This is a genomic window from Peteryoungia wuzhouensis (assembly GCF_003205195.1).
Taxonomy (GTDB): Bacteria; Pseudomonadota; Alphaproteobacteria; order Rhizobiales; family Rhizobiaceae; genus Allorhizobium; species Allorhizobium wuzhouense.
The window spans coordinates 273,606-297,507 of record NZ_QJRY01000003.1; the positions used below are offsets into that span (position 1 = coordinate 273,606).

The following is a 23,902-nucleotide window of genomic DNA, read 5'->3' on the forward strand; positions in this document are numbered from 1 at the left end:
ACGGCCGGCGCAGGAGGCGCCGGCCGCTTTCGCCATAGGACGGGAGGAATGACATGACTTCGCTGCACGATGTGAGCCACCGGCACGACGGCCAGCCGGAACTGCTGGAGACCGATCGCATTCCGCCGGGAACGCCGATCTTGGAGCTCATCGGCCTGCAAAAGAAGTATGGGGCCGTCGAGGCGCTGAAGCCCGCGACCGTCACCTTCCTCGCCGGAGAGATCCACGCCATCGTCGGCGAAAACGGGGCCGGCAAATCCACGCTCATCAAACTTCTGACCGGCGTCATTCCGCGCACTTCAGGCGAAATCCGCTGGTGCGGCAAGCCGGTTGCGCTTGCTACGCCGAACGAGGCGATCCAGCGCGGCATCAATGCGGTGCACCAGGAGGTCGTTCTCTGCCCGCATCTCTCCGTCGCCGCAAACATGTTCCTCGGCGACGAGATGTCATCAGGCGGCATCATGCGCAAGCGTGCCATGACGACAGCCGCCCAGAATGTCCTTGACGACCTAGGCTTCAACCTACCGGCCGGGGAAACCCTCGGCAATCTGACGATCGGCCAGCAACAGCTCGTCGCCACAGCCCGCGCCGCCATGCGCGGTATCCGCTTCCTGATTTTCGATGAGCCGACCGCCTACCTCACGCGCCAGGAATCGGCCCAGCTCTTCCGCCTCATCCGCCGCCTGCAGTCCGAAGGTGTGACGATTGTCTATATCAGCCACCGCATGGAAGAAGTCTTCGAACTGGCGGACCGCGTCTCGGTCCTGCGCGACGGCACCCATGTCGGCACCCGGCTGATCGGCGAGACGAACGATGCCGAACTCATCTCCCTGATGATCAATCGTTCGATCGAGCAGATCTACCACAAGGAAAAGCTGCCGATCGGCGCGACCATCCTGGAGACCAAAGGCCTGTCCGGCCCAGGCTTCTCGGATGTGTCGATTGCCGTCCGCTCAGGCGAGATTGTCGGCCTCTATGGCCTGATCGGCGCTGGCCGCAGCGAATTTGCGCTCGGGCTCTATGGCCGCCACAAGCCGACAGCCGGTGACATCTTCTGGGACGGCAAGAAGGTCACCATCGACACCGAACGCAAGGCAATGGACCTCGGCATTGCCTTGGCGCCTGAAAGCCGACGCGACCAGGGGCTTTGCCTGAACCTGCCGATCGGCCTCAACATCAATTTGCCGGTTTTCGGCCGCCTGAGCCGGGGCCTGACCATCAGCCCGAAGCTCGAAGCAGGCAATGCCGACAAGCAGATCAACGACCTCAAGATCAAGACCCCGACACGCGGTGTGCTCGCCTCGGCAATGTCCGGGGGCAACCAGCAGAAGATCGTCATCGGCAAGTGGCTGAGCCATGGCGCCCGCCTCTTCATCTTCGATGAACCGACCGTCGGCGTCGACGTCGGGACCAAGGCTGAAATCTACCGCCTCTTTGCCGAACTCCTCAAACAGGGCGCCGGCATCATCTTGATCTCGTCCTACCTGCCCGAGGTCTACGAATTGGCAGACCGCCTTCACGTCTTCCGCCAGGGCAAACTCGTGGCGAGCCATGATTACCGGACTGCATCGCATGAAGACGTGCTGACTGAGGCGATCGGCGTCTGAGACGAGATCTCCGAACACAAAGACATGAAAAGACGACTGGGAGGACAGAAATGAGCATCGACACCACCGAGACCAAGGTTGCACCGAAGAGGGGCATGAGCATCCTCTTCAGCCTCACGCTGCTCGGACTTCTGCTCTTCCTCTGGCTGCTTCTCGGCTTTGCCACAAACAGCTTCTGGACGCCGAATAACATCAGCAATCTACTGCGTCAGGGCGCAATGACAGCGATCCTGGCCGTCGGCCAGACCTTCGTCATTATCACCGCCGGCATCGACCTGTCAGTCGGAGCGGTGGTCGGCTTTGCCAGTGTCATCATCGCCTGGCTGCTCTCTGTCGGCCTGCCCGTTTGGCTGGCCATCGTTCTGACGCTGTTGATGGGCGTTGCCATTGGCATGTTCCACGCCTTTGGCATTGTGCGCATGGGCCTGCCACCCTTCATCATAACACTGGCGACGCTGACCTCACTGCGCGGCATCGGCCTGTTGATCACCAATGGGTCAACCATCTCGATCAGTGACGAGGCCTTCACCAACTTTGCCCGCGCCGATTTCCTGGGCGTACCGAGCCTCTTCTGGATGGTCATCGTGGTGGCGATCCCGGCCTATGTCTTCCTGCATCTGAGCCGCTGGGGCCGTTATCTCTTTGCCGTCGGCTCCAACAGCGAAGCTGCGCGGCTATCCGGTGTGAACGTCAACCGGACCATCTACATGGCCTATATCCTGTCCTCGACCTGCGCAGCCTTCGTCGGCATCCTGCTCGCCTCACGCATCGGGATTGGCAATGCCACCCAGGCTGAGGGCTGGGAACTCCAGGCCATCGCCTCCTCGGTGATCGGCGGCACGAGCCTCTTCGGCGCTGTCGGCTCGGTCCAGGGTCCGCTTCTCGGCGCCTTCATCCTGGCGACCATCAACAACGGCGCCAACCTGATGAATGTCAATTCGTTCTGGCAACGTATCATCACCGGCGCCCTGATCATCCTCATCGTCTATTTCGACCAGCTCCGCCGTCGCGGAAGCCGGTGAGAATTCCCGAGGCGGGGATGTCGCGAATGACATCCCCGATTTTCTCCGAACCCTTGCCGGGCAGCCGAAAGGAACCAGCATGAAGGCCGCATTGTGTGTCGAACCTGGCCGTCTAGAAATCGTCGATCGCGATTCGGCGCCGCACCCGAAAGCGGGTGAAGCGCGCATCGCCATCAGCCATGTCGGCATTTGCGGGACCGACTACCACATCTTCGAAGGCAAGCATCCCTTCCTTGAATACCCGCGCGTGATGGGTCACGAGATCTCGGCCACGGTCTTGGAAGCGGGGGAAGGCGTTCACCTGACCGCCGGCACGAAGGTCATCGTCAATCCCTACATCGCCTGTGGCACCTGCATCGCCTGCCGAAAGGAGAAGCCCAACTGCTGCACCAACATTCGCGTGCTGGGCGTACACACCGATGGCGCTATGTGCGAGGAGATCACGGTTCCAGCCGGCAATCTTTATCCGGCAGACGACCTATCGCCGGAAGCCGCCGCTACGGTGGAGTTCCTGGCCATTGGCGCACATGCCGTTCGCCGTTCCATGGCGCCTTCGGGTTCACGCACGCTTGTCATCGGCGCCGGCCCCATTGGCCTCGGCACCGCGATCTTTGCCCGCATTGCCGGCCACGCGGTAACGCTGCTCGACACAAGCCGCGAGCGCCTGGCGATGGCAGCAGATCGCCTGAACTTTGCATCGGGGCTGCTGGCTGATGATACGCTTGAGGAAGCAGTCGCGGAACTGACAGGGGGGGATGGCTTTGATGTGGTCTTCGATGCCACAGGCTATCGCGCATCCATGGAGCGCGCTTTCCGTTTCGTCGCCCATGGCGGCAGCCTCGTCCTTGTCAGTGTTGTGAAGGAAGACATCACTTTCTCAGACCCTGAATTTCACAAGCGCGAGATGATGCTGATTGGGAGCCGCAACGCGACACGCGAAGACTTTGACCATGTCCGCAAATCGATTGCGGATGGCCTCGTACCGATCGACCAACTGATCACCCACCGCACGACGCTTCCGGATCTTGCAACGGATCTGCCGCGCTGGGCGAGAGAGAAGTCAGGCCTTATCAAGGCCTTGATCCAGATCGGGTGAGCTTCAATGACACCAAAGGGCCCGCAGATCTGCTGCGGGCCTTTTGCGTTCAAGTCTACATGTCACGCCTTCTGCAGGAAGCCCGCGACGGCATCGATTTCGGCTTGCGAGATTTCGTGACCGCCGGAATGAAGGAATGTCTGCACAGACGCGCCTTGCGCTCCCAGATAGCCAGCTAGTCGCTCGGTAAGAGGCAGTGGGCAGATCGGATCCCGCTGGCCGGCAGTCACGAGCACCGCAACATCCGAAAGCCCCGGCTGCGCCGGAGGATCGAACGGGATGAGCGGGTGCATCAGCACGACTCGGTCGAAGAGTTCTGGTGCCTCGAACAAGACGGAAGCCAGAATGTTGGCGCCGTTGGAATAACCGAGGCCGTAAATCGGTCGACCCGGGTGCTTCTCCTTGTGGGCGCGGACGAAGGCCGCCATCTGGACGGTCCGCCGGGCGAGATCGGCCATATCATAGACGCCTTCCCCGGTACGTTTGAAGAAGCGGGCAGCCCCGTATTCCGAGACATCTCCGCGCGGCGAGACAATGCCTGCCTCCGGCAGGATCCGGTTCACCAGCCCCGGAAACTGGTTTTCGTCTCCACCTGTACCATGGAAGGTGAAAACGAGGGGTGCGGCTCCCTGCGGGGCCTGAGAATGGTGAATATAGCTGTCAATTGCCATGAGAGTTCCTCCGCGGCAGAGACGATGCCTTGAATTCAGGCATCGTCCGCCGTGTGCGATTAGTCGTGGATCGGGGGCAAATGGGCCTCGATCTGCGAGCGATGCGGCTGGTAGCGGGTCGGCAGCTTCAGCGCCTCGCCGAGATGGGCGGTGTCTTCGTCGCGGTTGAACCCCGGTTCGTTGGTGGCGATTTCGAACAACACGCCGCCCGGCGTGCGGAAATAGATCGCCCAGAAGTAGTCACGGTCGATGACCGGTGTCACCTGGTAACCCGTATCGAGCAGGGCCTTTCGCACTTCGAGCTGCGCCGCGCGGTCTTCGACTGCAAACGCGACGTGGTGGACCGAACCGGCACCCTGCATGGCACGCGAAGCACCCGGCAGAACTTCGAGATCGATATAGTCGGCACCGTTACCGCCAGGTACGGCATAACGGATGAATTCGCCTTGCCTGTCGATCGGCTGATAGCCCATGAATGTCAGGAGTTCTCCGGTGGCACCTTCATCGCGAAGACGCATGGTCACGCCGCGGAAGCCATGAATGCCTTCCGATACCGCAACCGGGCCACCCGCGAAGGGAAGACGGTTGTCACCATCGACTTCCGCGAGAGCAAAACCGTCACCATCGGGACCGGCAAAGCGCAGACGGTCTTCCCCGAAGAGCGAATAGGAGCCGAGCTGTTTCACACTTTCCTTCGACAGGCGCTCCTGCCAGAAGCCGAGTGTGCCCTTCGGCACCGAGAACACGGTCTCAGAGACTTCACCCGCTCCGCGACCACCCTTGCCCATGTTGGCAAATGGAAAATAGGTCATGACCGATCCCGCATTACCGACTTCGTCGCCATAATACAGGTGATAGACATCGGGAGCGTCGAAGTTGACGGTCTTCTTGACGCGGCGCAGACCGAGCGTCTTGGTGAAGAAGTCATTGTTTTCCTGGGCATCTGCAGCCATCGAGGTAACGTGGTGCAGGCCTTTGATCTGGGTAAGCATGGCTCTGATCCTTTCCCGGCAATCACGCCGGCTTTGTTCTGTTGGATCGAATATGGGTAATGGCTTTTCGGTTGAGAATAGCTGTAATATTGCGGATATTATTTCATTGGGAGCAACAATCCGATGGGCGAACTCGAAGCCATCAGGACCTTTCTGACTGTCGCTGACCAAAGCAGCTTCAGCGCGGCGGCGCGCCTTCTCGGCATGACTCCAGCCTCGGTCACACGCACCATCTCCACACTCGAGGATCAGCTCGGGATTCAGCTCCTGCTGAGGACCACGCGGAAGGTCTCCCTTACGTCCGCTGGCGCAGCCTATGCGGCCCGTGTCGCCCCTCTCGTTGAAGGCTTGGCCCGCGCAACGGAGGAGACCAAGGACCTTCAAAAGGTGACGGCAGGCTCCCTTCGTGTATCGGCGCCGATGTCGCTCGGCATGAAGGTTCTACCGGCGGTACTGTCGCAGTTCTCGATCATCCATCCGCGTACCAGCGTCGCGATCGAGCTCTCGGACCATTTCATCGATATCGTCCAGGAGAATTACGATCTGGCGATCCGCATTTCGGGTCCACCGACGGATAAATCGACAATCTGGCGGAAGATCCGCCCCGTGTCGCGTCTGCTTGTGGCTTCCCCGTCATTCCTCGATCGTCACGGCACCCCGAAAACGCCCGAGGATCTGACGACACTGGAGTGTTTGAGCTACCATGACCAACTAAAAACTGAGACCTGGGAGCTAAGCCGACCCGGCCAGGTGAGAACGGTCGAAGCCAAAGGCCGTTTCTCGATCAACAACGGAGATTTCCTCTGCCGGCTCGCTGTTGCCGGCGAGGGAATAGCGCTTCTGCCGCGCTTCATCGTCGAGGAAGACCTGTACGCGGGCAAACTGGTCGAAGTGTTGCCGGGATGGAGCACACCGGAAATTTGGCTGACGCTCTACTACCCGCCCTATGAGCAGTTACCCCTTAGGGTCGCGACCTTTTCGGACTTCTTCGAAGCCTTCATCAAGGAAAGCTGGGACGGCGAACAACCGCGCTCAGCTCCATCACCGGTCACGGGATAAAAATTCGCCAATCTCTCGAGCGATCCGATCGGTTGCGATCGGCACGTCAACCTTCTTGACCCGCTCGAAAAGCGGCTCAGGAATGGCAGACTTGCGGGCCTCCGCAAGGCCTTCGAAAAAGCGTGGCGAGAACTCCGGATGCGGCTGATAGGAGAGGCCCCAATCGCCATAGCGGATAACAGCATTCTCGCAAAAATCGGTCTTACCGACCACTTCGGCGCCATCGGGCACACGAAGAACCTGATCCTGGTGCCAAGCCAGCAGGACCTGCTCTTCGTCGAGGTCGGACCGCTTGTAGGACACGGGACCGGCAGACCAGCCGCCCTTGAACTTTTCGACATGACCACCGAGCGCCTTGGCCATCACCTGGTGGCCGAAACAGATCCCCACCATGGGCACTTTCTCGGCATGCACCTGTCGAATGAAACCCTCAAGCTGGCGGATCCAGTCGTGATCTTCGTAAACGCCAAACTTGGAGCCCGTCAGCAGCCAACCATCGGCGTCCCGTGGTGACGCAGGAAATTCTCCGTCGACCACGAAGTAGCGCTTGAAGGCAAAATCGAAGCCGCCCAGCAGCCGAGCGAACATGTCGGCATAGTTGCCGTAGGTCTCTGCCAACTCGGCCGGAGAGTGGCCGGTTACGAGAATGCCGATGGTCTTTTCTGTCATCTTTGATCCTTGGCCCTGGTCGGGGCATCTCCCACGCGCAGCGAAGCAGCGCTATGCCTGATAATTATAACAAATGCGAGTTTGATCAAATTTCAAGGGAAGCAATGGGGACAAGGTAAAATATGCTTGTATCAACGCTTCGCCAGCCCTTTATAGAGATGGCATTCAAGCACGGATCTGAACACGAAATGGTAGCAGGCGATCGCAAGACGGAGGAATCGGTCAAGCAACGAGTTTACCGGACATTGCGCGCGCGCGTCATGTGCGGCGCTGTAGCACCGGGCCTGGCCATCACGATGCAAGGTGTCGCGGCCGACCTCGGTGTGAGCACCATGCCTGTCCGTGAAGCGCTGCATCGCTTGGTGGCCGAAGGCGCACTTGAACATTTGGACAACCGCCGCGTCCGCGTACCCCGCATGACGCCGGCCAAATTCGAGGAAATCATCGCAGCACGCCTGGCGCTGGAGCCCCTCGCTGCTGAGCGAGCCTTGCCGCATATCGACGAAGATCGCCTTCTTCTTCTTCAAAAGATTGATTCTGATATCGGCGACGCCTATGCCGCAGATGACCTGCTGCGTTCCACCGAATTGAATTTCGCTTTTCACCGGACAATGTACGAACCCAAAGCCGGCACGGTCCTCATAGACCTGATGGAATCCGTCTGGCTGCGCCTCGGACCCTTCATGCGCCTCGCAACCGCGAACCTGGAAGAAAGCTACAGGATCGACCGGCACGCCGAGGCGATGGAAGCGATCAGATTCAGGGATGCCGGCGCCCTGAAAGCTGCAATCATCGCCGATATCCAGGATGGGATCGGCCACCTCGGACGCCACTTTCTCAATGACGGCGCGATCTCGCCGAAAGTTTAGATGGCTGGGTATGGACTGGACGGGCACGTAATTCACCCGCCTTCATGAATCCGGACAGGGCCGCTTGGACTTCGTCTTGCCGTGATACGGCTCCACCAGTCCGCCTTCGAGAAGAAGATCTGCGGGACGTCTGCCGTCGTCGAGATTGAGATCAGCGACCACACGTCCGAAATATTTGTCACCGGAGATTGCCGTCAGCGTCACCCGTGGTTGTCCCACCATTAAAGTCATCAGTTGCTCTTGCGCCTGCCGCGCAGCATTTCGAAATGCTGCACATTTGGACTTAAGCTCAGGTGCATCGATACCGCGCAGGCGTACATAGGTGCTGATGTGATGATCCGGCCAGGGCATCGCGTCGACTAGGACGGTATCACCATCGATTACCCTGATCACTTGGGCCTCCACAGGGCCATCAATGAAACGAGTTGCGGCTTCAGAACTGGTTCCGAAGCCGAGGATCAGGAAATAAATCGCAGAAACCGAGAATTTGCCCATAAAAAGGAACATATTCCCGAATATTACCAAGTTCAATAGGTATTTTTTCTTATCAGAAGTCGATCGCGCGACCCTTGATCTCCCAGTCGCCGAAACGAGCAGGATCCGCGCCGCCGCGGCCACCGATCTCCGGAGCGGGCTGCGCCTGCTCTGTGTTCTTGCGGCGCTTCTCCGCTTCCGCCAGCGCCCGCAGAGCCGCCGGGCTCAATGCGCGTGTCGCCTCTTCAACGGGCGGTGTACTGTCTTGCTCGTCTTGCATGGTAAACAACCTCGGATGCGCTATTTCCGCTCCTGCATTGAAATTGGAGCATCCGCTTTTTAAATCAAAAGGCGAAAACGGCAATGTTCGCGTTGCCGCATCATCCGCCGGAGGACTTTCACATGAACACCATGCGCACTGCGATGCTGCTCGCTTTCATGACAGCCCTCTTCATGGGGGTTGGCTTCCTGATCGGCGGCCGTGGCGGCATGATGATCGCCTTTCTGGTCGCAGCGGGCATGAATTTCTTTTCGTATTGGAATTCCGACAGCATGGTCCTGCGTGCTTACCGCGCCCAGCAGGTTGATGAACGCACGGCACCGGAATTCTATGTCTTGGTGCGAGACCTTGTCGCCAAGGCGGGTCTGCCGATGCCGAAGGTCTATGTGTTTGACAGCCCTCAGCCCAACGCCTTCGCGACCGGCCGCAACCCGGAAAACGCTGCGGTGGCGGCATCGACAGGGCTTCTGCAGCGCCTGACACCTGAAGAAGTCGCAGGCGTTATGGCCCACGAACTTGCCCATATCGAGAACCGCGATACGCTCACGATGACGATCACGGCGACATTGGCAGGCGCCATCTCCATGCTGTCGAATTTTGCGTTCCTGTTTTCGGGCGGCCGTGACAACCGCAATCCGCTTGGGTTCATTGGAGTGCTCATCGCCATGATTGTGGCTCCGCTGGCCGCCATGCTGGTCCAGATGGCGATCAGCCGTACCCGCGAATATGCGGCGGACCGCAGAGGCGCCGAAATCTGCGGCAATCCCCGATGGCTTGCATCCGCCTTGCAGAAGATCGCCGGCGACGCATCCCATATCGAAAACATCGATGCCGAGCGCAATCCCGCGACCGCTCACATGTTCATCATCAACCCCTTGAGCGGCCAGCGGATGGACAACCTCTTTTCAACCCATCCAGACACCCGCAACCGCATCGAGGCCTTGCTCGCAATGACCGATATCGACGCAAGGGGATCGACGTCGCCCGAACCCGCTGTTAAGGCAACGCGCAAAGCGCGTTCCGTTCCCACTACAGGCTGGGGTCGAGGGCCGACCGATTCATCCAGGGGACCGTGGTCTTGAACGACAAAAGCACAGGCAAGCCGAATTCGAAGCGTCACGGACCGAGGAGCGGCAGTGAACGCCAGCGTCCGGAACTTGAGGCGAAGCCTGGTCTCGACGCTCGCATGGCGGCCAGCCGCATTCTTGCCGCGGTCATCGACCGCAAGACGTCTCTGGACGGGATGCTGGATGCAGAACATGGCAATCCTGCCTTCACCGCCCTCAATGATGCGGACAGGAGTCTCGTGCGAGCCATCCTGCAGACGGCGCTGCGGCATTTGCCTCGCATCGAACTGATCCTGAAGGAACTCCTCGATAGCCCTCTCCCGGAAGGCGCCCGCGCCCTGCATCATCTTCTGATCGTTGCCGCCGCTCAGATGCTCTATCTCGACATTCCCGACCACTCGGCCGTCGACCTTGCTGTTGAGCAGGCAAACCGGGATCCGCGCAACCGCCGCTTCGCCAAACTTGTAAACGCCATTTTGCGCCGCATCGGCCGCGAGAAGCAGGCGCTTCTTGAGTATGTCTCCGACGTTCCCTGCATGCCAGACTGGTTTCTCGACCGGCTGATCGACATCTACGGCGAGGACCATGCGCTCGCCATCGCCGCAGCCCAGCTGGAACCGGTAACGATCGACCTGACCGTCAAATCTGATCCTGAAACCTGGGCGAAAACGTTGGGAGGCCGCGTCCTCCCCACCGGCACCGTCCGGCTCGATCCCTTCAAGGGCACGATCACGGCCCTGGAAGGCTTCGAGGCTGGAGAATGGTGGGTGCAGGACACCGCCGCCTCTATCCCGGCGCAACTATTCGGCAGCCTGGACGGCAAACGTGTCGCCGATCTCTGCGCTGCACCGGGTGGCAAGACGGCGCAGCTCGTGCTCGCGGGCGCGACGGTGACAGCGATTGAACAGTCGCAATCCCGGTTACGCCGGCTCGCTGCGAACCTGGAGCGACTGAAATTTCAAGCGGAGACCCGCTGCATCAACCTTCTGGAAATTGAAGACGAAGAAGGTTTCGACGCAATTCTTCTCGACGCCCCCTGCTCCTCGACCGGCACCACCCGCCGCCACCCGGACGTCCTCTGGACCAAGGACAGTGCCGATATCGCCAAGCTCGCGACCTTGCAGGAGCGGTTGCTGCGCCATGCGATTACCTTGCTGAAAAAGGGTGGCCGGATTGTTTTCTCGAACTGCTCGATCGACCCGATTGAGGGCGAGATGCTGATCGACAAGGTGCTCGCAGATCATCCAGACCTGCGGATCGTGCCGGTAGAACCCGCCAATTGGCGGGGGCTCGAAGAGGCGATTACGCCACGAGGCGAATTCCGCACCACCCCGGCAATGCTGGCGGACAAAGGAGGCCTGGACGGCTTCTACGCCTGCGTGATTGCTAAAACTTAACGAATCTTTGAATAAACTTGTTGGAATATACCGGCGGGCATTTCCGGCACTGCCGGAGCATGCTTCGTGGCTAAGTCAGCCACGATGGCGCCAGCGGCGATGCGTCTAGCCGTAGCGCCCACATCAAGTCCTGGCGTCCGCACCAGTCTGGTGAACGGAGTGCCCGATCAGGAAGATTGCGGTAACAGGAACACGAATGCGGATAACCGACCGTCGGAAACTCATTGGCCTGTATCTCGACGAAACCTGGCGTCGGACTCGGCAGGCGGTGGCATTGGCCGTCCCGCCGCTGGTAGGCATCGGGGGCTTCCGCGTGAACAGGGTTGTGGTTGCCCCGACCGATCTGCGTGCCGTAGATCCCTTCGTCGCGGAGGAGATCTTGCAGGGACGCTACCCGTTGGCGGGCCGCGTTCTCGATGCAGGGCAAGATTCTCCGTTTTCAGTTGAGCTTCCGAGTCGTCAATTCGCCGTGCGGCTCCACGGCTTCAGTTGGTTGCGCCACATCAGAGCCGACAAGACGGCAATGGCTTGCGACAACGCCCGATGGATCGTCGATCAATGGATCAGCATTCACGGCAATCGCACCACCGGGATCGCCTGGGATGCAGAAGTCGTATCCCGCCGCATCATCAGTTGGCTGTCGCATTCACCCGTTGTCTTGCAGGAAGCGGATGCCGGATTCTATCGCCGTTTCATCGGCTCGCTGAGCCACCAGGTGCGCTACCTGCAGCGCCGCGTGGATTTCCTGCCTGAGGGCCTGCCGCGTCTCCTGGCCCGGATTGCCCTTGCAATGGCCTCTGTCTCGACCGAAGCAAGATCATCGATCGTGCGGCGTACCGGACGTCAACTCGATCGGGAGCTCGAGCGACAGATTTTGCCCGACGGCACGCATGTGTCGCGTAACCCGCAGGCCTGTGTCGACCTTCTTTTCGATCTTTTGCCGCTGCGCCAGACATACATCAATCTCGGCCACGATCTGCCGCAGAAACTGATCCCGGTGATCGACCGCATCTATCCGGCCGTGCGCTTCTTTCGCCACAGCGGAGGCGATCTGGCGCTGTTCAACGGCGCAAGCTCCACTCTCGCGACCGATCTGATGAGCGTCCTGCGGTATGACGAGACCGCAGGCCAGCCTTTCAAGGCTCTGCCGCACGGCGGCTATCACCGGCTGTCCGGAGGCGGCACGGTGCTGCTGGTTGACACAGGAAAACCGCACTCCTTGAGATTGTCGAGCACAGCGCATGCCGGCTGCCTCTCCTTCGAACTCTCGTCCGGTCGAAACCGCTTCATTATCAACAGCGGGCTGCCACGCTTCGCCGGCGAGAAGCTGCGGCAGCTGGCCCGGACCACCGCGGCCCACAGCACCGTCTCCATTGGCGATGTCTCCTCGGCAAGGATGACACAATCGGACTATCTTGGCCCGATCCTGACAGGCGGCCCAACCGTGATCGATATCGATCGGCAGTCCGGCCCGGATGGTAGCGACAGGCTCTCCGCGCGTCACGATGGTTATGGCAAACGTTTCGGCCTGCTGCATGAACGCGAAATCCGCATCAATCAGCCTGGAACCAAAATCGCCGGTCGCGACCGTCTGCTGCAATCCGATGGACAACCAATCCCGGATCTGCCCCCCGCCGAAGCGATTGCCAGATTCCACCTCCATCCTTCAATCGTGCTGGAGCAGGTTGATCCACGTAAGGTCAGGCTTGTTGCTCCGGATGGCGAGAGCTGGGATTTCTCCATTCCGGTCGGGGAATTGACCGTCGAGGAAGATGTCTTTTTCGCCGACGTCTCGGGGATCCGCCCGTCGCGTCAGCTCGAAATCCGGTTCGCAGGCCCCGAGATCCGTTGGTTTCTCGCCCATCACGCCTGACAGAGGCCTCGTGACGGTTTCTTCTCTCGGTAAGCTGTGCTAGGGCGCCCGCATCGTGCCCACGTCACATTTCGGGCGCGCCTCGCAAGCTCGGAGATGAACCATGGCCGTCGTTTCAAAGAAGATCCCTGCACCAGACCTCGTGCGCGTGCGCACGGCCCTGCTCTCCGTCTCCGACAAGACCGGCATCGTCGAGTTTGCGCGCGGTCTGCATGAGCGCGGCGTGCGTCTTCTGTCGACGGGCGGAACCCACAAGGCACTCGCAGCCGAAGGCCTTCCGGTGATCGACGTCTCCGAAATCACAGGCTTCCCAGAAATCATGGACGGTCGTGTGAAGACCCTCCATCCCAAGGTGCATGGCGGCCTGCTGTCCATCCGTGACGATGCGGAGCATGTCGAAGCCATGAAAGCGCACGGCATCGAGGCCATCGATCTGGCCGTCATCAACCTCTATCCCTTTGAGCAGGTCCGCGCTGCAGGTGGCGACTACCCGACGACGGTGGAGAATATCGACATCGGTGGCCCGGCCATGATCCGCGCTTCGGCCAAGAACCATGCCTATGTCACCGTCGTCACCGATGCTGCCGACTATCCGGCGGTAATCGCCGCTCTCTCGGAAAACGACGGCCAGACCACCTATGCGCTGCGCCAGAAGCTGGCCGCAAAAGCCTATGCCCGCACGGCCGCCTATGATGCAGTAATCTCGAACTGGTTCGCCGAAGCCCTCGAAATCGAGATGCCGGCCTATCGCGTTGTTGGTGGCGCGCTAAAGGAAGCCATGCGCTACGGCGAAAATCCGCATCAGGCAGCAGGCTTCTATGTGACCGGCGACAACCGTCCAGGTGTGGCGACGGCCAAGTTGCTGCAGGGAAAGCAGTTGTCCTACAACAACATCAACGACACCGACGCAGCCTTCGAACTGGTCGCGGAATTCCCGGCGGAAAATGGCCCGGCCTGCGCCATCATCAAACACGCAAACCCGTGTGGCGTGGCGACCGGATCGAGCCTGGTCGAGGCCTACACGCGTGCGCTGGCCTGTGATTCCGTTTCGGCCTTCGGCGGCATCATTGCGCTGAACCAAATTCTGGATGGCGCTACCGCCGCCGAAATCGTCAAGCTCTTCACCGAGGTCATCATCGCGCCTGACGTCACCGACGAGGCCAAGGCAATCATCGCAGCCAAGCCCAACCTCCGTCTGCTCACCACCGGCGCCTTGCCCGATCCACGTGCCCGCGGCCTGGTGGCCAAGACGGTGTCGGGCGGTCTGCTGGTCCAGACTCGTGACAACGTCATGGTGGAAGATCTCGACCTGAAGGTTGTGACGAAGCGTGCACCCACGGCAGTGGAACTCGAAGACATGAAGTTCGCTTTCAAGATCGCCAAGCATGTGAAATCGAACGCCGTCATCTATGCGAAGGACGGACAGACAGCGGGCATAGGTGCCGGCCAGATGAGCCGTGTCGATTCCGCCCGTATCGCGGCCCTGAAGGCTGAAGACGCAGCCAAGGCGCTCGGTGTGGCCGCACCGCTGACGAAAGGCTCCGCCGTGGCTTCGGAAGCGTTCTATCCCTTTGCCGACGGACTGTTGGCAGCAATCGCAGCTGGCGCGACTGCGGTCATCCAGCCAGGCGGTTCGATGCGCGACGAGGAAGTCATTGCGGCAGCCGACGAGCATGGCGTCGCCATGGTCTTCACCGGAGTGCGCCACTTCCGCCACTGATCAGGCGTCAGCAGCACCCACCAACGCAGACACTCGAAAGGGGCCGGAAGATCACTCTTCCGGCCCCTTTCTCATTCGCGTATTCCAATCAGCTTTCCCCGGCATTGGCGGCGGGATAGGGGGTTTTCCAGAGTATGACGAGGCCGACCGTCAGGAAGATGAGCATGCTTGCCATACCGACCCTGGCCGATCCGGACCAAGCCGTCAGCAGCGAGAAGGACAGGGTCGCCATGAAGCTGGTCGCACGGCCCGAAAGCGCATAGATGCCGAAATAACGTCCGGCTTCATGCAGCGCCACACTGCGCGCCAGATAGGATCTCGACGACGCCTGAACAGGCCCGAAGGAGACACCAATCAACAAGCCGTAGAGGATATAAGCTTTCTCGGCCGGTGTGGCGAAGAGGCCATCCGTGGTGCTCACCGGCAGGCTGACAAAGCCGAACAGGGTGAAGTCGACGCCGGTCGAGATAATCCCGAGCGTTGCAAGGATGAGCAGGCTGAGGCTGGTGATGACCACAACTTTCGAGCCGAGCAGACGATCAATCCGTCCTGCTAACAGGCAGCCGAAGATGGCAACGACATTGAGGATGATGCCGTATATGCCGACTTCCATCGTCGACCAGCCGAACATCGCCGCCGCAAACACGCCACCCAGGATAAGAAGCCCATTGACACCGTCCTGATAGATCATTCGTCCGAGGAGGAAGCGCAGTATCGGCGTGCGATTTCGAAGTTCGGCCAGCGTGTGCCCAATCTCCTTGAAACCGGATCGGACGGCCGCGCCCAGTGCCTTGCCCTTTGCTGCGTCGGGCGTAAAGAAAAACATCGGCAGGATGAAGATGAAATACCAGACGGCGGAAATAGGACCGGTCACGCGGGCATCCTCGCCGAGCGCCGGATCAAGGCCGAAAAGCGGTTGTGCCCCCAGCAGCGTCACACCGGTTGACGGATTTGCGGAGAGAAAAAGGACCACAAAGATCAGGACGATCATGCCGCCAAGATAGCCAAGTCCCCAGGCGATGTTGGAGATGCGCCCGACGTCCTGCTGGCTGACCAGCCGCGGCATCATGGAATCATTGAAAACGATCGAGAATTCGGCTGCCACGCTGGCAAGGATCATCAGCAGCATGACAAAACCGACGGACGAGCCGGGCGCAGCCGTCCAAAGCAGCATCAGACAGGCGATCTTGATCACCGCGAAGAAGGCGATCCATGGCTTGCGGGCACCGGACTGATCCGCGATCGAACCCAGCACCGGGGCCAGGATTGCAATTGCAATCCCGGAGATGGTCGCCGCATTGCTCCAGGCCGTTTGGGCGCTGACCGGATCTGCGGTCATGCGCGCGACGAAATAGGGGCCGAAGATGAAGGTCGTAATGACGGTAAAGAACGGCTGTGCCGCCCAGTCAAAAAACATCCAGCCCGCGACACCTTTATCGATGGTGCCCGGGCTGGACTTTGCATTTTCAGTCGTCGTCACAATCACCCCCGGAGCTCATTTTGCTCCGGACAGTGTCACCTCGCGTGATCCTGCGCAAGATCGCCGAGCAACCCAGCCGCCACGGCAAGCTTGGAAATGCTGGGTTCGCCGCTGTCGACAATGGCGGAGATTTCCTTGCCGATGCGCTCCACATGGATCTTGTCCGCGGCCAGCCACGCCGCAACCGGATCTGCATCACCGGAATGCTCGGCAAGAGCCTTGCAGACGATCTGCCGCCGTGCCTGACCAATCCGGTCGAGGCTGCGCGTCAGAGCGAGGTTGTCATAATGATCCGATGGCTGCAGCCGCCGCGCATTCTCGATAATGCGACCGATCCGGAACGCTTCCGAAACGGCGAAGAAACCATGCATTGCGGCGGCAAAATCAGCCCCCGTCCGCTCCGCGATCTGCAGCACTTCCGGCAGAAGCTGCAGGGTCTGCAGGTTGACCACCTCGGTAGCGATCACCTCCGGCGCACCGGCCTCCACCAGTTCGGCGATCTGCTCGTCGAAATGCTGGCGAAGAAGGGGCGGAAGCGCTTCCGCAAAGACAGGCGTTGCCGTCTGCACCGCAGCGGATAGCTGCGCGACCGCCTCGCTGACCGTTCCCTTGGCAAGGCCCGTGTCGATCAGCAGGCGGGTCATGGCGGTGTAGACTTCGGATACGATGGCATAGAGGCGGTTCTGTGTCTGACCCGGCATCCTCGCATCCAGCCCATCAAGCCGGTCCCAGACAGCTGTGAGCCCAAGGGCGTCCCGCGTCACGAGTGCTGCTTTGACCACATCGCCGGGCAGCCCGCCCGTCGCATCACCGACAGAAACGACAAAGGCCGGACCACCGCGGTTGATGGCATGGTTTGCCAGCACTGTTGCGATGATCTCGCGCCGCAGCCGATGTCCGGCAATATCGGCGGCGAAGGTGTCTCTCATCTCCGCAGGGAAATAGTTGAAAAGCGTCGTCTCGCAGTACGGATCATCGGGTAGATCCGACTCGATCAATTGATCGAACAGGGCGATCTTGGCATAGGAGAGCAGAACACCGATCTCAGGCCGGGTCAAAGCCTTGCCCGAGACATAACGCTCGGCCACTGCTGCGCTGTCGGGAAGGGTTTCCACCTTCCGGTTCAACCTGCCCTGTGCCTCAAGATAGTCCATAAGCCGGCTAAGTTCTTCCCGATTGCCAGCATCCTTGCCCTCCGTCAGCGATATGGCAAGGGACTGAAGATAGTTGTTGCGCAAGACGAGCTCGCCAACTTCCTCGGTCATCGTCGCAAGCAGGATGTTGCGCTTCTCGCGTGGCAGGCGACCGTCCTGCATGGCCGGGCTAAGTGCGATCTTGATATTGACCTCGACGTCGGAGGAGTTGACGCCGGCAGAATTGTCGATGGCGTCTGAATTGCAGCGGCCGCCATTCAACGCATAAGCGATGCGACCCTTCTGGGTCACACCGAGGTTGGCTCCTTCGCCGATCACCTTGGCACGGACATCACCGGCATTGATGCGGATTGCATCGTTTGCACGATCACCCACCTCGGCATCCGTTTCCATGGGTCCCTTGATGTAGGTCCCGATACCACCGAACCAGAGCAGATCGACCGGCGCCTGCAGAATGGCCGTCATGATGTCGAACGGCGTCACGGTCGCCGTTGTCAAACCGATCGCTGCAGCCGCTTCAGCCGTCAGCGTGACCGACTTTTCCGAGCGCGAGATGATCATCGCACCTTTCGACAGCGCTGCCCGGTCATAATCCTGCCAACTCGAGCGTGGCAGTGCGAACATTCGGCGGCGTTCCGCAAAGGAGATCGCGGGATCCGGAGTGGGGTCGATGATGATGTCACGGTGGTCGAAGGCCGCAATCAGCTTGATATGCTCCGACAACAGCATGCCGTTACCGAACACGTCGCCCGACATGTCGCCGACGCCTGCGACGGTGAACGGTGTCGTCTGGATGTCGATATCCATCTCGCGGAAGTGCCGCTTGACAGTTTCCCAGGCACCACGGGCGGTAATGCCCATCTTCTTGTGATCATAGCCAGCCGACCCGCCCGAGGCGAACGCATCATCCAGCCAGAAGCCGGCGGCTTGCGCGAGACCGTTGGCCGTGTCGGAGAATGTCGCCGTTCCCTTGTCGGCCGCGACCACGAAATAGGGATCGTCGCCATCTGGCCGGAGCGTGTCGGCCGGCGGCACGATCTTGCCGGAAACGATGTTGTCGGTAATCGACAGGAGCGTCCGGATATAGGTCTTGTAGGCCTCGGTGCCGGCGGCAAGCCAGGCTTCCCGGTCGCTCTGCGGCGGCAGGAGCTTGGGGAAGAAGCCACCCTTTGCCCCGACGGGGACGATAACGGCATTCTTGACCTGCTGGGCCTTTACAAGCCCGAGCACCTCGGTGCGATAGTCCTGCGCGCGATCGGACCAGCGAAGCCCGCCGCGGGCCACCTTGCCGAAACGCAGATGCACTCCCTCTACTTCGACGCCGTAGACGAAGATTTCGCGGAACGGTCTCGGCTCCGGCAAGCCCTCCAGGTGATGCGGATCGAACTTGAAGGCGAGCATGGGACGCTCACTTTGCTGGTAGCCCTTCTGGAAGAAGTTGGTCCGCAACGTCGCTTCGATCGCGTTGATATAGCGCCGCAGGATGCGATCTTCATCCAGACTGCGAACCGCACCGAGTTCTGTCTCCAGCGACGTCAAAAGCTCGGAATTGCGTTTGTTGCGCGCCTTTTCCGCCATGGCCGGATCGAGGCGGTTTCGGAAGAGGGAGACGAGATCCGTTGCGATGGCTGGATGCTTGACCAGCGTCTCCGCAATGTAGTTCAGTGGGTAGACGGCGCCGGCCTGACGCAGATAGGCGGCATAGGCCCTGAGGACCGAGGCCTCGCGGGCATCGAGCCCGGCAGCCAAAACCAGGCGATTGAAGCCATCATTGTCGACCATGCCGGTAAAGGCGGCAAGGAACGTATCTTCCAGCAGCTTGCCATGCTGGCGAATGTCGAAATGCACGGATGCCGGCGCAGCGAGTTCCATATCGTGCAGCACGACGGATTGACGCCCGCTATCCGGAGTCGCGATGCCGATGTCGAAGGTCCGTTCGCTGATGACGCCGAAGCCGAGGTTCTCGAGAAGAGGTACGCGGCGCGACAGTGGCAGGTGATCGCCGGCGTGGAAGATCTTGAGATAGAGCAGAGGTCCATGATCCCCGTCCACCTGATGAAACTCAAGTGACAGCGGCGCCCCGGCGAGGCAAGCCTTTATATGGCGAAGATCGTTGACCGCTTGCTCCGGCGTAAAGGCCTCCTGGAAGGCCTCGGTCACGTCGAGATCGGGCGCACCGGCACCGGCAAGGGAAGCGAACCTGTCGCTCCAGCGAGCGGTGATGCGCCGAACGGCATCTTCCAGCGTCGATTGCTCGATCTGCGGCGTCGCCCCCTCGCGCCGACCGATGATGATATGTACACGCGCCACACCACCTTCGGGGAAGGCAGGATAGTAGGCCGACACGTGGCCTTGGTAGACCGAGCGGAAATAGTCGCCGATCTTTTCTCGAACCATCGAATTATAGTCTTCGCGTGGCACATAGACGATCAATGAGACAAAACGATCGAAATGGTCGATGCGGGGAAGAACGCGCACGCGCGGCCGCTCCGACAGATCGTTGATCTGCTCGCAGAACTTCGCCAGCAGTTCCGGCGTGATCTGGAATAGGTCATCGCGCGGATAACTTTCCAGGGTGTTTTGCAGCATGCGGCCGGAATGGCTGCGTGGATCGAAGTCGAAGTGAGAGACGACCTTTTCGACCTTGGCGCGCAGGAGAGGGATCTGGTTGACCGAACGGGTGTAGGCCGTCGCCGTAAAGAGGCCGACAATGCGCAATTCGCCGACGACCTTGCCATTCGGCCCGAAGCGCTTGACCCCGACATAATCCATATAGGCCCGCCGATGCACGACGGACTTTACGTTTGCCTTGGTCACGATCAGGAAATCAGGCCCCTGAAGAAAGGCCAGGATTTCCGGCGTTGTCGTCACCTGGTTCTGGCCCTGGCGCAGGACCAGCACATCCGGATCCGAGAGAATGCCGAGCCCACTGCCCCGGTCGCGTTCGACGGTGGCGTTCTCTCCTTCGCCGGAATAGGTGTATTCGCGCATGCCGAGGAAGGTGAAGTTGTTGTTGCGCAACCATTCAAGGAAGGCGACAGCCTCGTCACGCTCGGCTTCGCTGCGACCCGCCGACAGAGACCGCAGTTCCGACAGCGCGTCTTCGAGAAGACCCAGCATCGGCTTCCAGTCGGAGGAGGCCATTTTCACCTGTGCCAGCACATGATCGATACGGCGGATGAGGTCTGCGGCCTGCTCGTCGTTCAAGGGGGCGAGATGCAGCTGGATATAGCTGACCTTGATCGCACCTTCCGGATCCGAATCCGGGTTTGACAGAGATATGTCACCCTTGGGCGTCACCGCGAGAATGGGGTGAATGGCCATGTAGATATCGCGGTAGAGGCTGGTCACCTCCCCCATCAGCGAGTCATAGAGAAACGACTTGTTGTGATCGACGATCGAGAGCACGCTGACCGGAATGTCGTTGGGCCGCACCGGAGCGAGGCTTTCAATGCGGATATGCGGCTTCTGGCGGTTCCATGCAGCAAGATCTTCTGCAGCGCGTACCGCCGCATGAGCAAGCATATCGGCCGGGTAACGGTCGAGGTCGTCATTGCTCGCTCGGCCGAAAATCGTGGAGGGGGCGATATATGCCACTCCGAGCGCGGCGGCGCTTTCATCAGCGGATCGAAGCAGTTGATCGCGCTTGGGGTTGCCCGTCCTGGTCATATGCCTCTCCTTCGGCAGCGGCTGTTGGCCGTCATGATTCTGCAAATGTTTTGCGAAAGTATGTATGAATCAAAAATGAGGGCAATTCCGGCGAAATTGCCTTCGATTCACGAGAAAATTCCGAATTTTTCCGTGAAAAATGCTTCGAGCCGCGTCGAAAAGTCGATTTTCCAGTCGAAAGTGCCAAAAATGCATGAAATTCTGCAAAACGCCGTCATCGTGATTTCCAGCCATGTTGTCAGGGGATCCGTCGGCAACCGGGCCGCCGTATTCGCGCTTGAGACAATGGGGCACCCGGTTTGGGCCATGCCGACGATCGTGATGCCCTGGCACCCGGGAAAGGGACCCTCGACACGGCTGCGGTTCAGCGACGCCGATTTTGAAAGCGCCATTGACGACCTCGTTGACGCCCCCTGGCTCGGGGAAGTCTCCGCGATCCTGACAGGCTATTTCGGAAGCCCGGCGCAGCCGGCAGCCGTAGCCAGGCTAATCAAGGCGGCAAAGATCGCCAACCCGAATCTCATCTATGTCTGCGACCCCGTCATGGGAGATCTGGGCGGGCTTTATGTGCCTCAAGAGACTGCAACAGCCATTCGGGATCAGTTGATACCGCTCGCCGACATCGCCACACCCAACCGATACGAACTGCAATGGATGGTGGGGACCACGCTGGATAGCAATCAGGCTATCATGGAAGCGGCGCTCTCGCTCGGCCCTCCACGCATGCTCGTGACCTCGGCCGTGGCGATGATGACGGGTGGCACCGGCAATCTGCTCCTGTCTGGTCGCAACGCCATCCTTGCCGAACACCGCCTGATCGATGATCCACCCAATGGGCTCGGCGATCTCTTGGCGGCCGTCTTCCTGGCCCGCATCCTGGAAGGCCTGGATGAGGAGAGAGCCCTGCAGCTCGCAACAGCCAGCGTTTTTGAAGTTCTGGCCAGAACCACCAAACGCGGCGGAGACGAGCTGACCCTGGAGAGCGACTCCGGCAGCCTGTCCACCCCGATGGCAATGGTCCAGATGCGTCGGCTCATGCACCCGGCTCAGCGGCCGCGCAAACCAGGCTGAACCGGACGGATACCCTTCGAAAACACGCACGGTTGCCTTGAAGGCGCATGCGCTGTAAGCGGATAGCCATGAGCAGCTTTCCGTCTACACTCCTCAGCGGTTATCGCAATTTCATGAGTGGTCGCTATGTCGACCAGCGCGAACGCTATCGTGTCCTCGCAGAGCAGGGACAAAAACCCCATACGCTCGTTGTCGCCTGTTGCGATTCCCGCGCGGCACCTGAAATGATATTCGATGCCGATCCTGGCGAGCTCTTCGTCGTGCGCAACGTCGCCAACATGGTGCCGCCCTACGAGCCCGACGGTCAATATCATTCGACCTCGGCGGCCCTCGAATTTGCCGTGCAGGCACTGAGGGTCAAGGATATCATCGTCATGGGTCACGGCCGGTGCGGCGGCATCAGCGCGGCTCTCGACCCCAATGCCGAACCGCTTTCTCCCGGTGACTTCATCGGCAAGTGGATGAACCTCGTGGCGCCGGCCGCCGAGCAGATCCAGGGCAATTCGGTGATGACCGCTGTGGAACGTCAGACTGCGCTGGAGCGGATCTCGATCCGCAACTCGATCAGCAATCTCAGAACATTTCCCTGTGTGAAGATCCTGGAAGAGCGCGGCAAGCTGCGTATCCATGGTGCCTGGTTTGATATCAGCAATGGCGAACTTTGGCTGATGGACCCTCAGACGCGTGACTTCGTCCGCCTGGACGGTCAAGAAACCGCCTGAGGCGACGGAAGGCGAATTTCTTCGCTCACATCGATCAGAAACCCGCGATCTGGACGGAAGGTGTTTGCGCAGACAAGCCGGCGCGACAGGATCCCGTCGCGCCTCAGTCAGCTTATTCGGCGTCGATGCGGGCACCGATATAGGCAATAGCCTGTTGGTAGACGGTGGCCGCATTCCAGCCTTGGATGGCCGCAAAATTGGGCTCACCCTGCTGGTAGCCAGCACCGGCCTGCCAACCATGACCCTTCAGGAAATTGGCGGTCGATGCCAGGGCATCAGCCTTGGAATGCACAAGGTCGATATGGCCATTGCCATCACCATCGACGCCATAGCGGACGACATTGCGCGGCAAGAACTGGGTCTGGCCGATTTCGCCGTGGGCAGCGCCCTTGGCATTGATGTCAAGATTGCCGGCCTGCACGAGTTCGAGCGCAGCACGGAACTGGTCGGTGAAGAACTCACTGCGGCGGCAGTCGAAGGCAAGCGTCGCGACCGCCGAAAGCGTGTGCTCCTTGCCGAGGAAAGAACCGAAACCGGTCTCCATACCCCATATCGCAATCAGCGGACCGGCGGGCACGCCATAACGCTGTTCAATCCGCGCGAAGAGAGCGGCATTGCTCTTCTTCATGCCTTTGCCGCGGTTGATGATCGTCTGCCCGCCACGCTTCTGCATAAACTGGTCGAAAGACAGCTTGAAGCTCTTCTGACCACGGTCAGCGCTGATCGTGCTGCGGCTGTAGCTGATGGAGCTGAAAACCTGGTCCAACATGCGCGGGCTCAACCCGCTACCGGCGGACTGTTCCTTGAAGGCCTCAGCCCACTGTTCGAACCCGGCGGAAGTATTGCTGCAGGCGGCAGCCAAGGCCGAACCGGACCCAGCAAATACGGACACCACTGAAATCAGGGCTGCGGACAAAGTAAAGTTCAGACGCATTCAGGCCTCGTCATTGACTGTTTTGAGTGGGGCGCACCATGGCAGCGAAACATGATCCTGTCATCAATCAACCCCT

The 23,902-nt window shown here is 60.1% G+C and carries 19 protein-coding genes; 11 read left to right on the top strand and 8 right to left on the bottom strand.

The genetic code is table 11. From position 1 onward, the window contains the following. Positions 1 to 53 precede the first annotated feature (53 nt). The 3 genes from DMY87_RS10445 (at position 54) to DMY87_RS10455 (ending at position 3,725) form a co-directional block, all read left to right on the top strand. Positions 54 to 1,607 carry a sugar ABC transporter ATP-binding protein gene (locus DMY87_RS10445; protein WP_110791238.1) on the top strand — a complete coding sequence of 518 codons (1,554 nt, stop codon included), beginning with the start codon at positions 54 to 56 and terminating at the stop codon, positions 1,605 to 1,607. Between the two features lie 50 nt (positions 1,608 to 1,657). Further along, positions 1,658 to 2,629 carry an ABC transporter permease gene (locus DMY87_RS10450; RefSeq protein ID WP_110791239.1) on the top strand — a complete coding sequence of 324 codons (972 nt, stop codon included), beginning with the start codon at positions 1,658 to 1,660 and terminating at the stop codon, positions 2,627 to 2,629. A gap of 79 nt (positions 2,630 to 2,708) precedes the next feature. Continuing rightward, complete coding sequence (locus DMY87_RS10455) at positions 2,709 to 3,725, top strand: zinc-binding alcohol dehydrogenase family protein (protein WP_110791240.1); 1,017 nt, start codon at positions 2,709 to 2,711, stop codon at positions 3,723 to 3,725. A gap of 62 nt (positions 3,726 to 3,787) precedes the next feature. On the opposite strand, the gene DMY87_RS10460 is transcribed toward DMY87_RS10455, so the two are convergent. Beyond that, positions 3,788 to 4,396 carry an alpha/beta hydrolase gene (locus tag DMY87_RS10460; RefSeq protein WP_110791241.1) on the bottom strand — a complete coding sequence of 203 codons (609 nt, stop codon included), beginning with the start codon at positions 4,394 to 4,396 and terminating at the stop codon, positions 3,788 to 3,790. Positions 4,397 to 4,455: 59 nt separating this feature from the next. After that, on the bottom strand, positions 4,456 to 5,388 hold the full coding sequence (locus DMY87_RS10465) for a ring-cleaving dioxygenase (protein WP_110791242.1): 933 nt from the start codon (positions 5,386 to 5,388) through the stop codon (positions 4,456 to 4,458). A 123-nt stretch (positions 5,389 to 5,511) separates the two neighbouring features. On the opposite strand from DMY87_RS10465, the gene DMY87_RS10470 reads away from it, so the two are divergent. Beyond that, the gene (locus DMY87_RS10470; protein ID WP_110791243.1) at positions 5,512 to 6,447 is read left to right on the top strand and encodes a LysR family transcriptional regulator; all 936 of its coding nucleotides are present in this window, start codon (positions 5,512 to 5,514) and stop codon (positions 6,445 to 6,447) included. Here the strand turns inward: DMY87_RS10470 and DMY87_RS10475 are convergent. Further along, positions 6,430 to 7,116, bottom strand: a complete 687-nt coding sequence (locus DMY87_RS10475; protein ID WP_110791244.1) for a type 1 glutamine amidotransferase — start codon at positions 7,114 to 7,116, stop codon at positions 6,430 to 6,432. The two genes, DMY87_RS10470 and DMY87_RS10475, sit on opposite strands and share 18 nt — an antisense overlap. A gap of 122 nt (positions 7,117 to 7,238) precedes the next feature. On the opposite strand from DMY87_RS10475, the gene DMY87_RS10480 reads away from it, so the two are divergent. After that, positions 7,239 to 7,985 (top strand): GntR family transcriptional regulator, encoded by a 747-nt coding sequence (locus tag DMY87_RS10480; protein ID WP_245408883.1) that lies wholly within the window; start codon positions 7,239 to 7,241, stop codon positions 7,983 to 7,985. A 42-nt stretch (positions 7,986 to 8,027) separates the two neighbouring features. Here DMY87_RS10480 and DMY87_RS10485 read toward each other — a convergent pair whose 3' ends face one another. Then, entirely contained in the window at positions 8,028 to 8,492 is a 465-nt protein-coding gene (locus tag DMY87_RS10485; RefSeq protein WP_245408884.1) for a thermonuclease family protein, read from the bottom strand. Between the two features lie 40 nt (positions 8,493 to 8,532). Beyond that, positions 8,533 to 8,739 (bottom strand): DUF1674 domain-containing protein, encoded by a 207-nt coding sequence (locus tag DMY87_RS10490; RefSeq protein WP_110791246.1) that lies wholly within the window; start codon positions 8,737 to 8,739, stop codon positions 8,533 to 8,535. Between the two features lie 122 nt (positions 8,740 to 8,861). Here DMY87_RS10490 and htpX point away from each other — a divergent pair, with 122 nt between their 5' ends. From htpX to purH, 4 genes are all read left to right on the top strand, one after another. Next, positions 8,862 to 9,821: a zinc metalloprotease HtpX gene (htpX, locus tag DMY87_RS10495; protein WP_110791462.1), complete on the top strand. Its 960-nt coding sequence runs from the start codon at positions 8,862 to 8,864 to the stop codon at positions 9,819 to 9,821. Beyond that, positions 9,812 to 11,203 carry an RsmB/NOP family class I SAM-dependent RNA methyltransferase gene (locus DMY87_RS10500; protein ID WP_110791247.1) on the top strand — a complete coding sequence of 464 codons (1,392 nt, stop codon included), beginning with the start codon at positions 9,812 to 9,814 and terminating at the stop codon, positions 11,201 to 11,203. The genes htpX and DMY87_RS10500 overlap by 10 nt, the downstream gene beginning before the upstream one ends. 196 nt (positions 11,204 to 11,399) lie before the next feature. Continuing rightward, positions 11,400 to 13,076 (top strand): heparinase II/III family protein, encoded by a 1,677-nt coding sequence (locus DMY87_RS10505; RefSeq protein ID WP_110791248.1) that lies wholly within the window; start codon positions 11,400 to 11,402, stop codon positions 13,074 to 13,076. 103 nt (positions 13,077 to 13,179) lie between these two features. Beyond that, a complete protein-coding gene (gene purH / locus DMY87_RS10510) occupies positions 13,180 to 14,796 on the top strand; it encodes a bifunctional phosphoribosylaminoimidazolecarboxamide formyltransferase/IMP cyclohydrolase (protein WP_110791249.1) in 1,617 nt (538 codons plus the stop codon). Positions 14,797 to 14,884: 88 nt separating this feature from the next. Here the strand turns inward: purH and DMY87_RS10515 are convergent, their stop codons facing one another. Continuing rightward, the gene (locus DMY87_RS10515) at positions 14,885 to 16,213 is read right to left on the bottom strand and encodes an MFS transporter (RefSeq protein WP_110791463.1); all 1,329 of its coding nucleotides are present in this window, start codon (positions 16,211 to 16,213) and stop codon (positions 14,885 to 14,887) included. A 98-nt stretch (positions 16,214 to 16,311) separates the two neighbouring features. Then, positions 16,312 to 21,099 carry an NAD-glutamate dehydrogenase gene (locus tag DMY87_RS10520; RefSeq protein ID WP_110791250.1) on the bottom strand — a complete coding sequence of 1,596 codons (4,788 nt, stop codon included), beginning with the start codon at positions 21,097 to 21,099 and terminating at the stop codon, positions 16,312 to 16,314. 189 nt (positions 21,100 to 21,288) lie between these two features. Between DMY87_RS10520 and pdxY the strand changes: the two genes are divergently transcribed. Beyond that, complete coding sequence (gene pdxY, locus DMY87_RS10525; RefSeq protein WP_110791464.1) at positions 21,289 to 22,170, top strand: pyridoxal kinase PdxY; 882 nt, start codon at positions 21,289 to 21,291, stop codon at positions 22,168 to 22,170. 68 nt (positions 22,171 to 22,238) lie between these two features. Continuing rightward, positions 22,239 to 22,892 (top strand): carbonic anhydrase, encoded by a 654-nt coding sequence (locus tag DMY87_RS10530; RefSeq protein ID WP_110791251.1) that lies wholly within the window; start codon positions 22,239 to 22,241, stop codon positions 22,890 to 22,892. Between the two features lie 112 nt (positions 22,893 to 23,004). Here the strand turns inward: DMY87_RS10530 and DMY87_RS10535 are convergent, their stop codons facing one another. After that, on the bottom strand, positions 23,005 to 23,826 hold the full coding sequence (locus DMY87_RS10535; protein WP_110791252.1) for a lytic murein transglycosylase: 822 nt from the start codon (positions 23,824 to 23,826) through the stop codon (positions 23,005 to 23,007). Positions 23,827 to 23,902 lie beyond the last annotated feature (76 nt).

Excerpts from the sequence above, each read along its gene's own strand:
- DMY87_RS10445 (WP_110791238.1), top strand. The coding sequence starts at position 54 with ATGACTTCGCTGCACGATGTGAGCCACCGGCACGACGGCCAGCCGGAA.
- DMY87_RS10450 (WP_110791239.1), top strand. The coding sequence starts at position 1,658 with ATGAGCATCGACACCACCGAGACCAAGGTTGCACCGAAGAGGGGCATG.
- DMY87_RS10455 (WP_110791240.1), top strand. The coding sequence starts at position 2,709 with ATGAAGGCCGCATTGTGTGTCGAACCTGGCCGTCTAGAAATCGTCGAT.
- DMY87_RS10460 (WP_110791241.1), bottom strand. The coding sequence starts at position 4,396 with ATGGCAATTGACAGCTATATTCACCATTCTCAGGCCCCGCAGGGAGCC.
- DMY87_RS10465 (WP_110791242.1), bottom strand. The coding sequence starts at position 5,388 with ATGCTTACCCAGATCAAAGGCCTGCACCACGTTACCTCGATGGCTGCA.
- DMY87_RS10470 (WP_110791243.1), top strand. The coding sequence starts at position 5,512 with ATGGGCGAACTCGAAGCCATCAGGACCTTTCTGACTGTCGCTGACCAA.
- DMY87_RS10475 (WP_110791244.1), bottom strand. The coding sequence starts at position 7,116 with ATGACAGAAAAGACCATCGGCATTCTCGTAACCGGCCACTCTCCGGCC.
- DMY87_RS10480 (WP_245408883.1), top strand. The coding sequence starts at position 7,239 with ATGCTTGTATCAACGCTTCGCCAGCCCTTTATAGAGATGGCATTCAAG.
- DMY87_RS10485 (WP_245408884.1), bottom strand. The coding sequence starts at position 8,492 with ATGTTCCTTTTTATGGGCAAATTCTCGGTTTCTGCGATTTATTTCCTG.
- DMY87_RS10490 (WP_110791246.1), bottom strand. The coding sequence starts at position 8,739 with ATGCAAGACGAGCAAGACAGTACACCGCCCGTTGAAGAGGCGACACGC.
- htpX (WP_110791462.1), top strand. The coding sequence starts at position 8,862 with ATGAACACCATGCGCACTGCGATGCTGCTCGCTTTCATGACAGCCCTC.
- DMY87_RS10505 (WP_110791248.1), top strand. The coding sequence starts at position 11,400 with ATGCGGATAACCGACCGTCGGAAACTCATTGGCCTGTATCTCGACGAA.
- purH (WP_110791249.1), top strand. The coding sequence starts at position 13,180 with ATGGCCGTCGTTTCAAAGAAGATCCCTGCACCAGACCTCGTGCGCGTG.
- DMY87_RS10515 (WP_110791463.1), bottom strand. The coding sequence starts at position 16,213 with ATGTTTTTTGACTGGGCGGCACAGCCGTTCTTTACCGTCATTACGACC.
- DMY87_RS10520 (WP_110791250.1), bottom strand. The coding sequence starts at position 21,099 with ATGACCAGGACGGGCAACCCCAAGCGCGATCAACTGCTTCGATCCGCT.
- pdxY (WP_110791464.1), top strand. The coding sequence starts at position 21,289 with ATGCATGAAATTCTGCAAAACGCCGTCATCGTGATTTCCAGCCATGTT.
- DMY87_RS10530 (WP_110791251.1), top strand. The coding sequence starts at position 22,239 with ATGAGCAGCTTTCCGTCTACACTCCTCAGCGGTTATCGCAATTTCATG.
- DMY87_RS10535 (WP_110791252.1), bottom strand. The coding sequence starts at position 23,826 with ATGCGTCTGAACTTTACTTTGTCCGCAGCCCTGATTTCAGTGGTGTCC.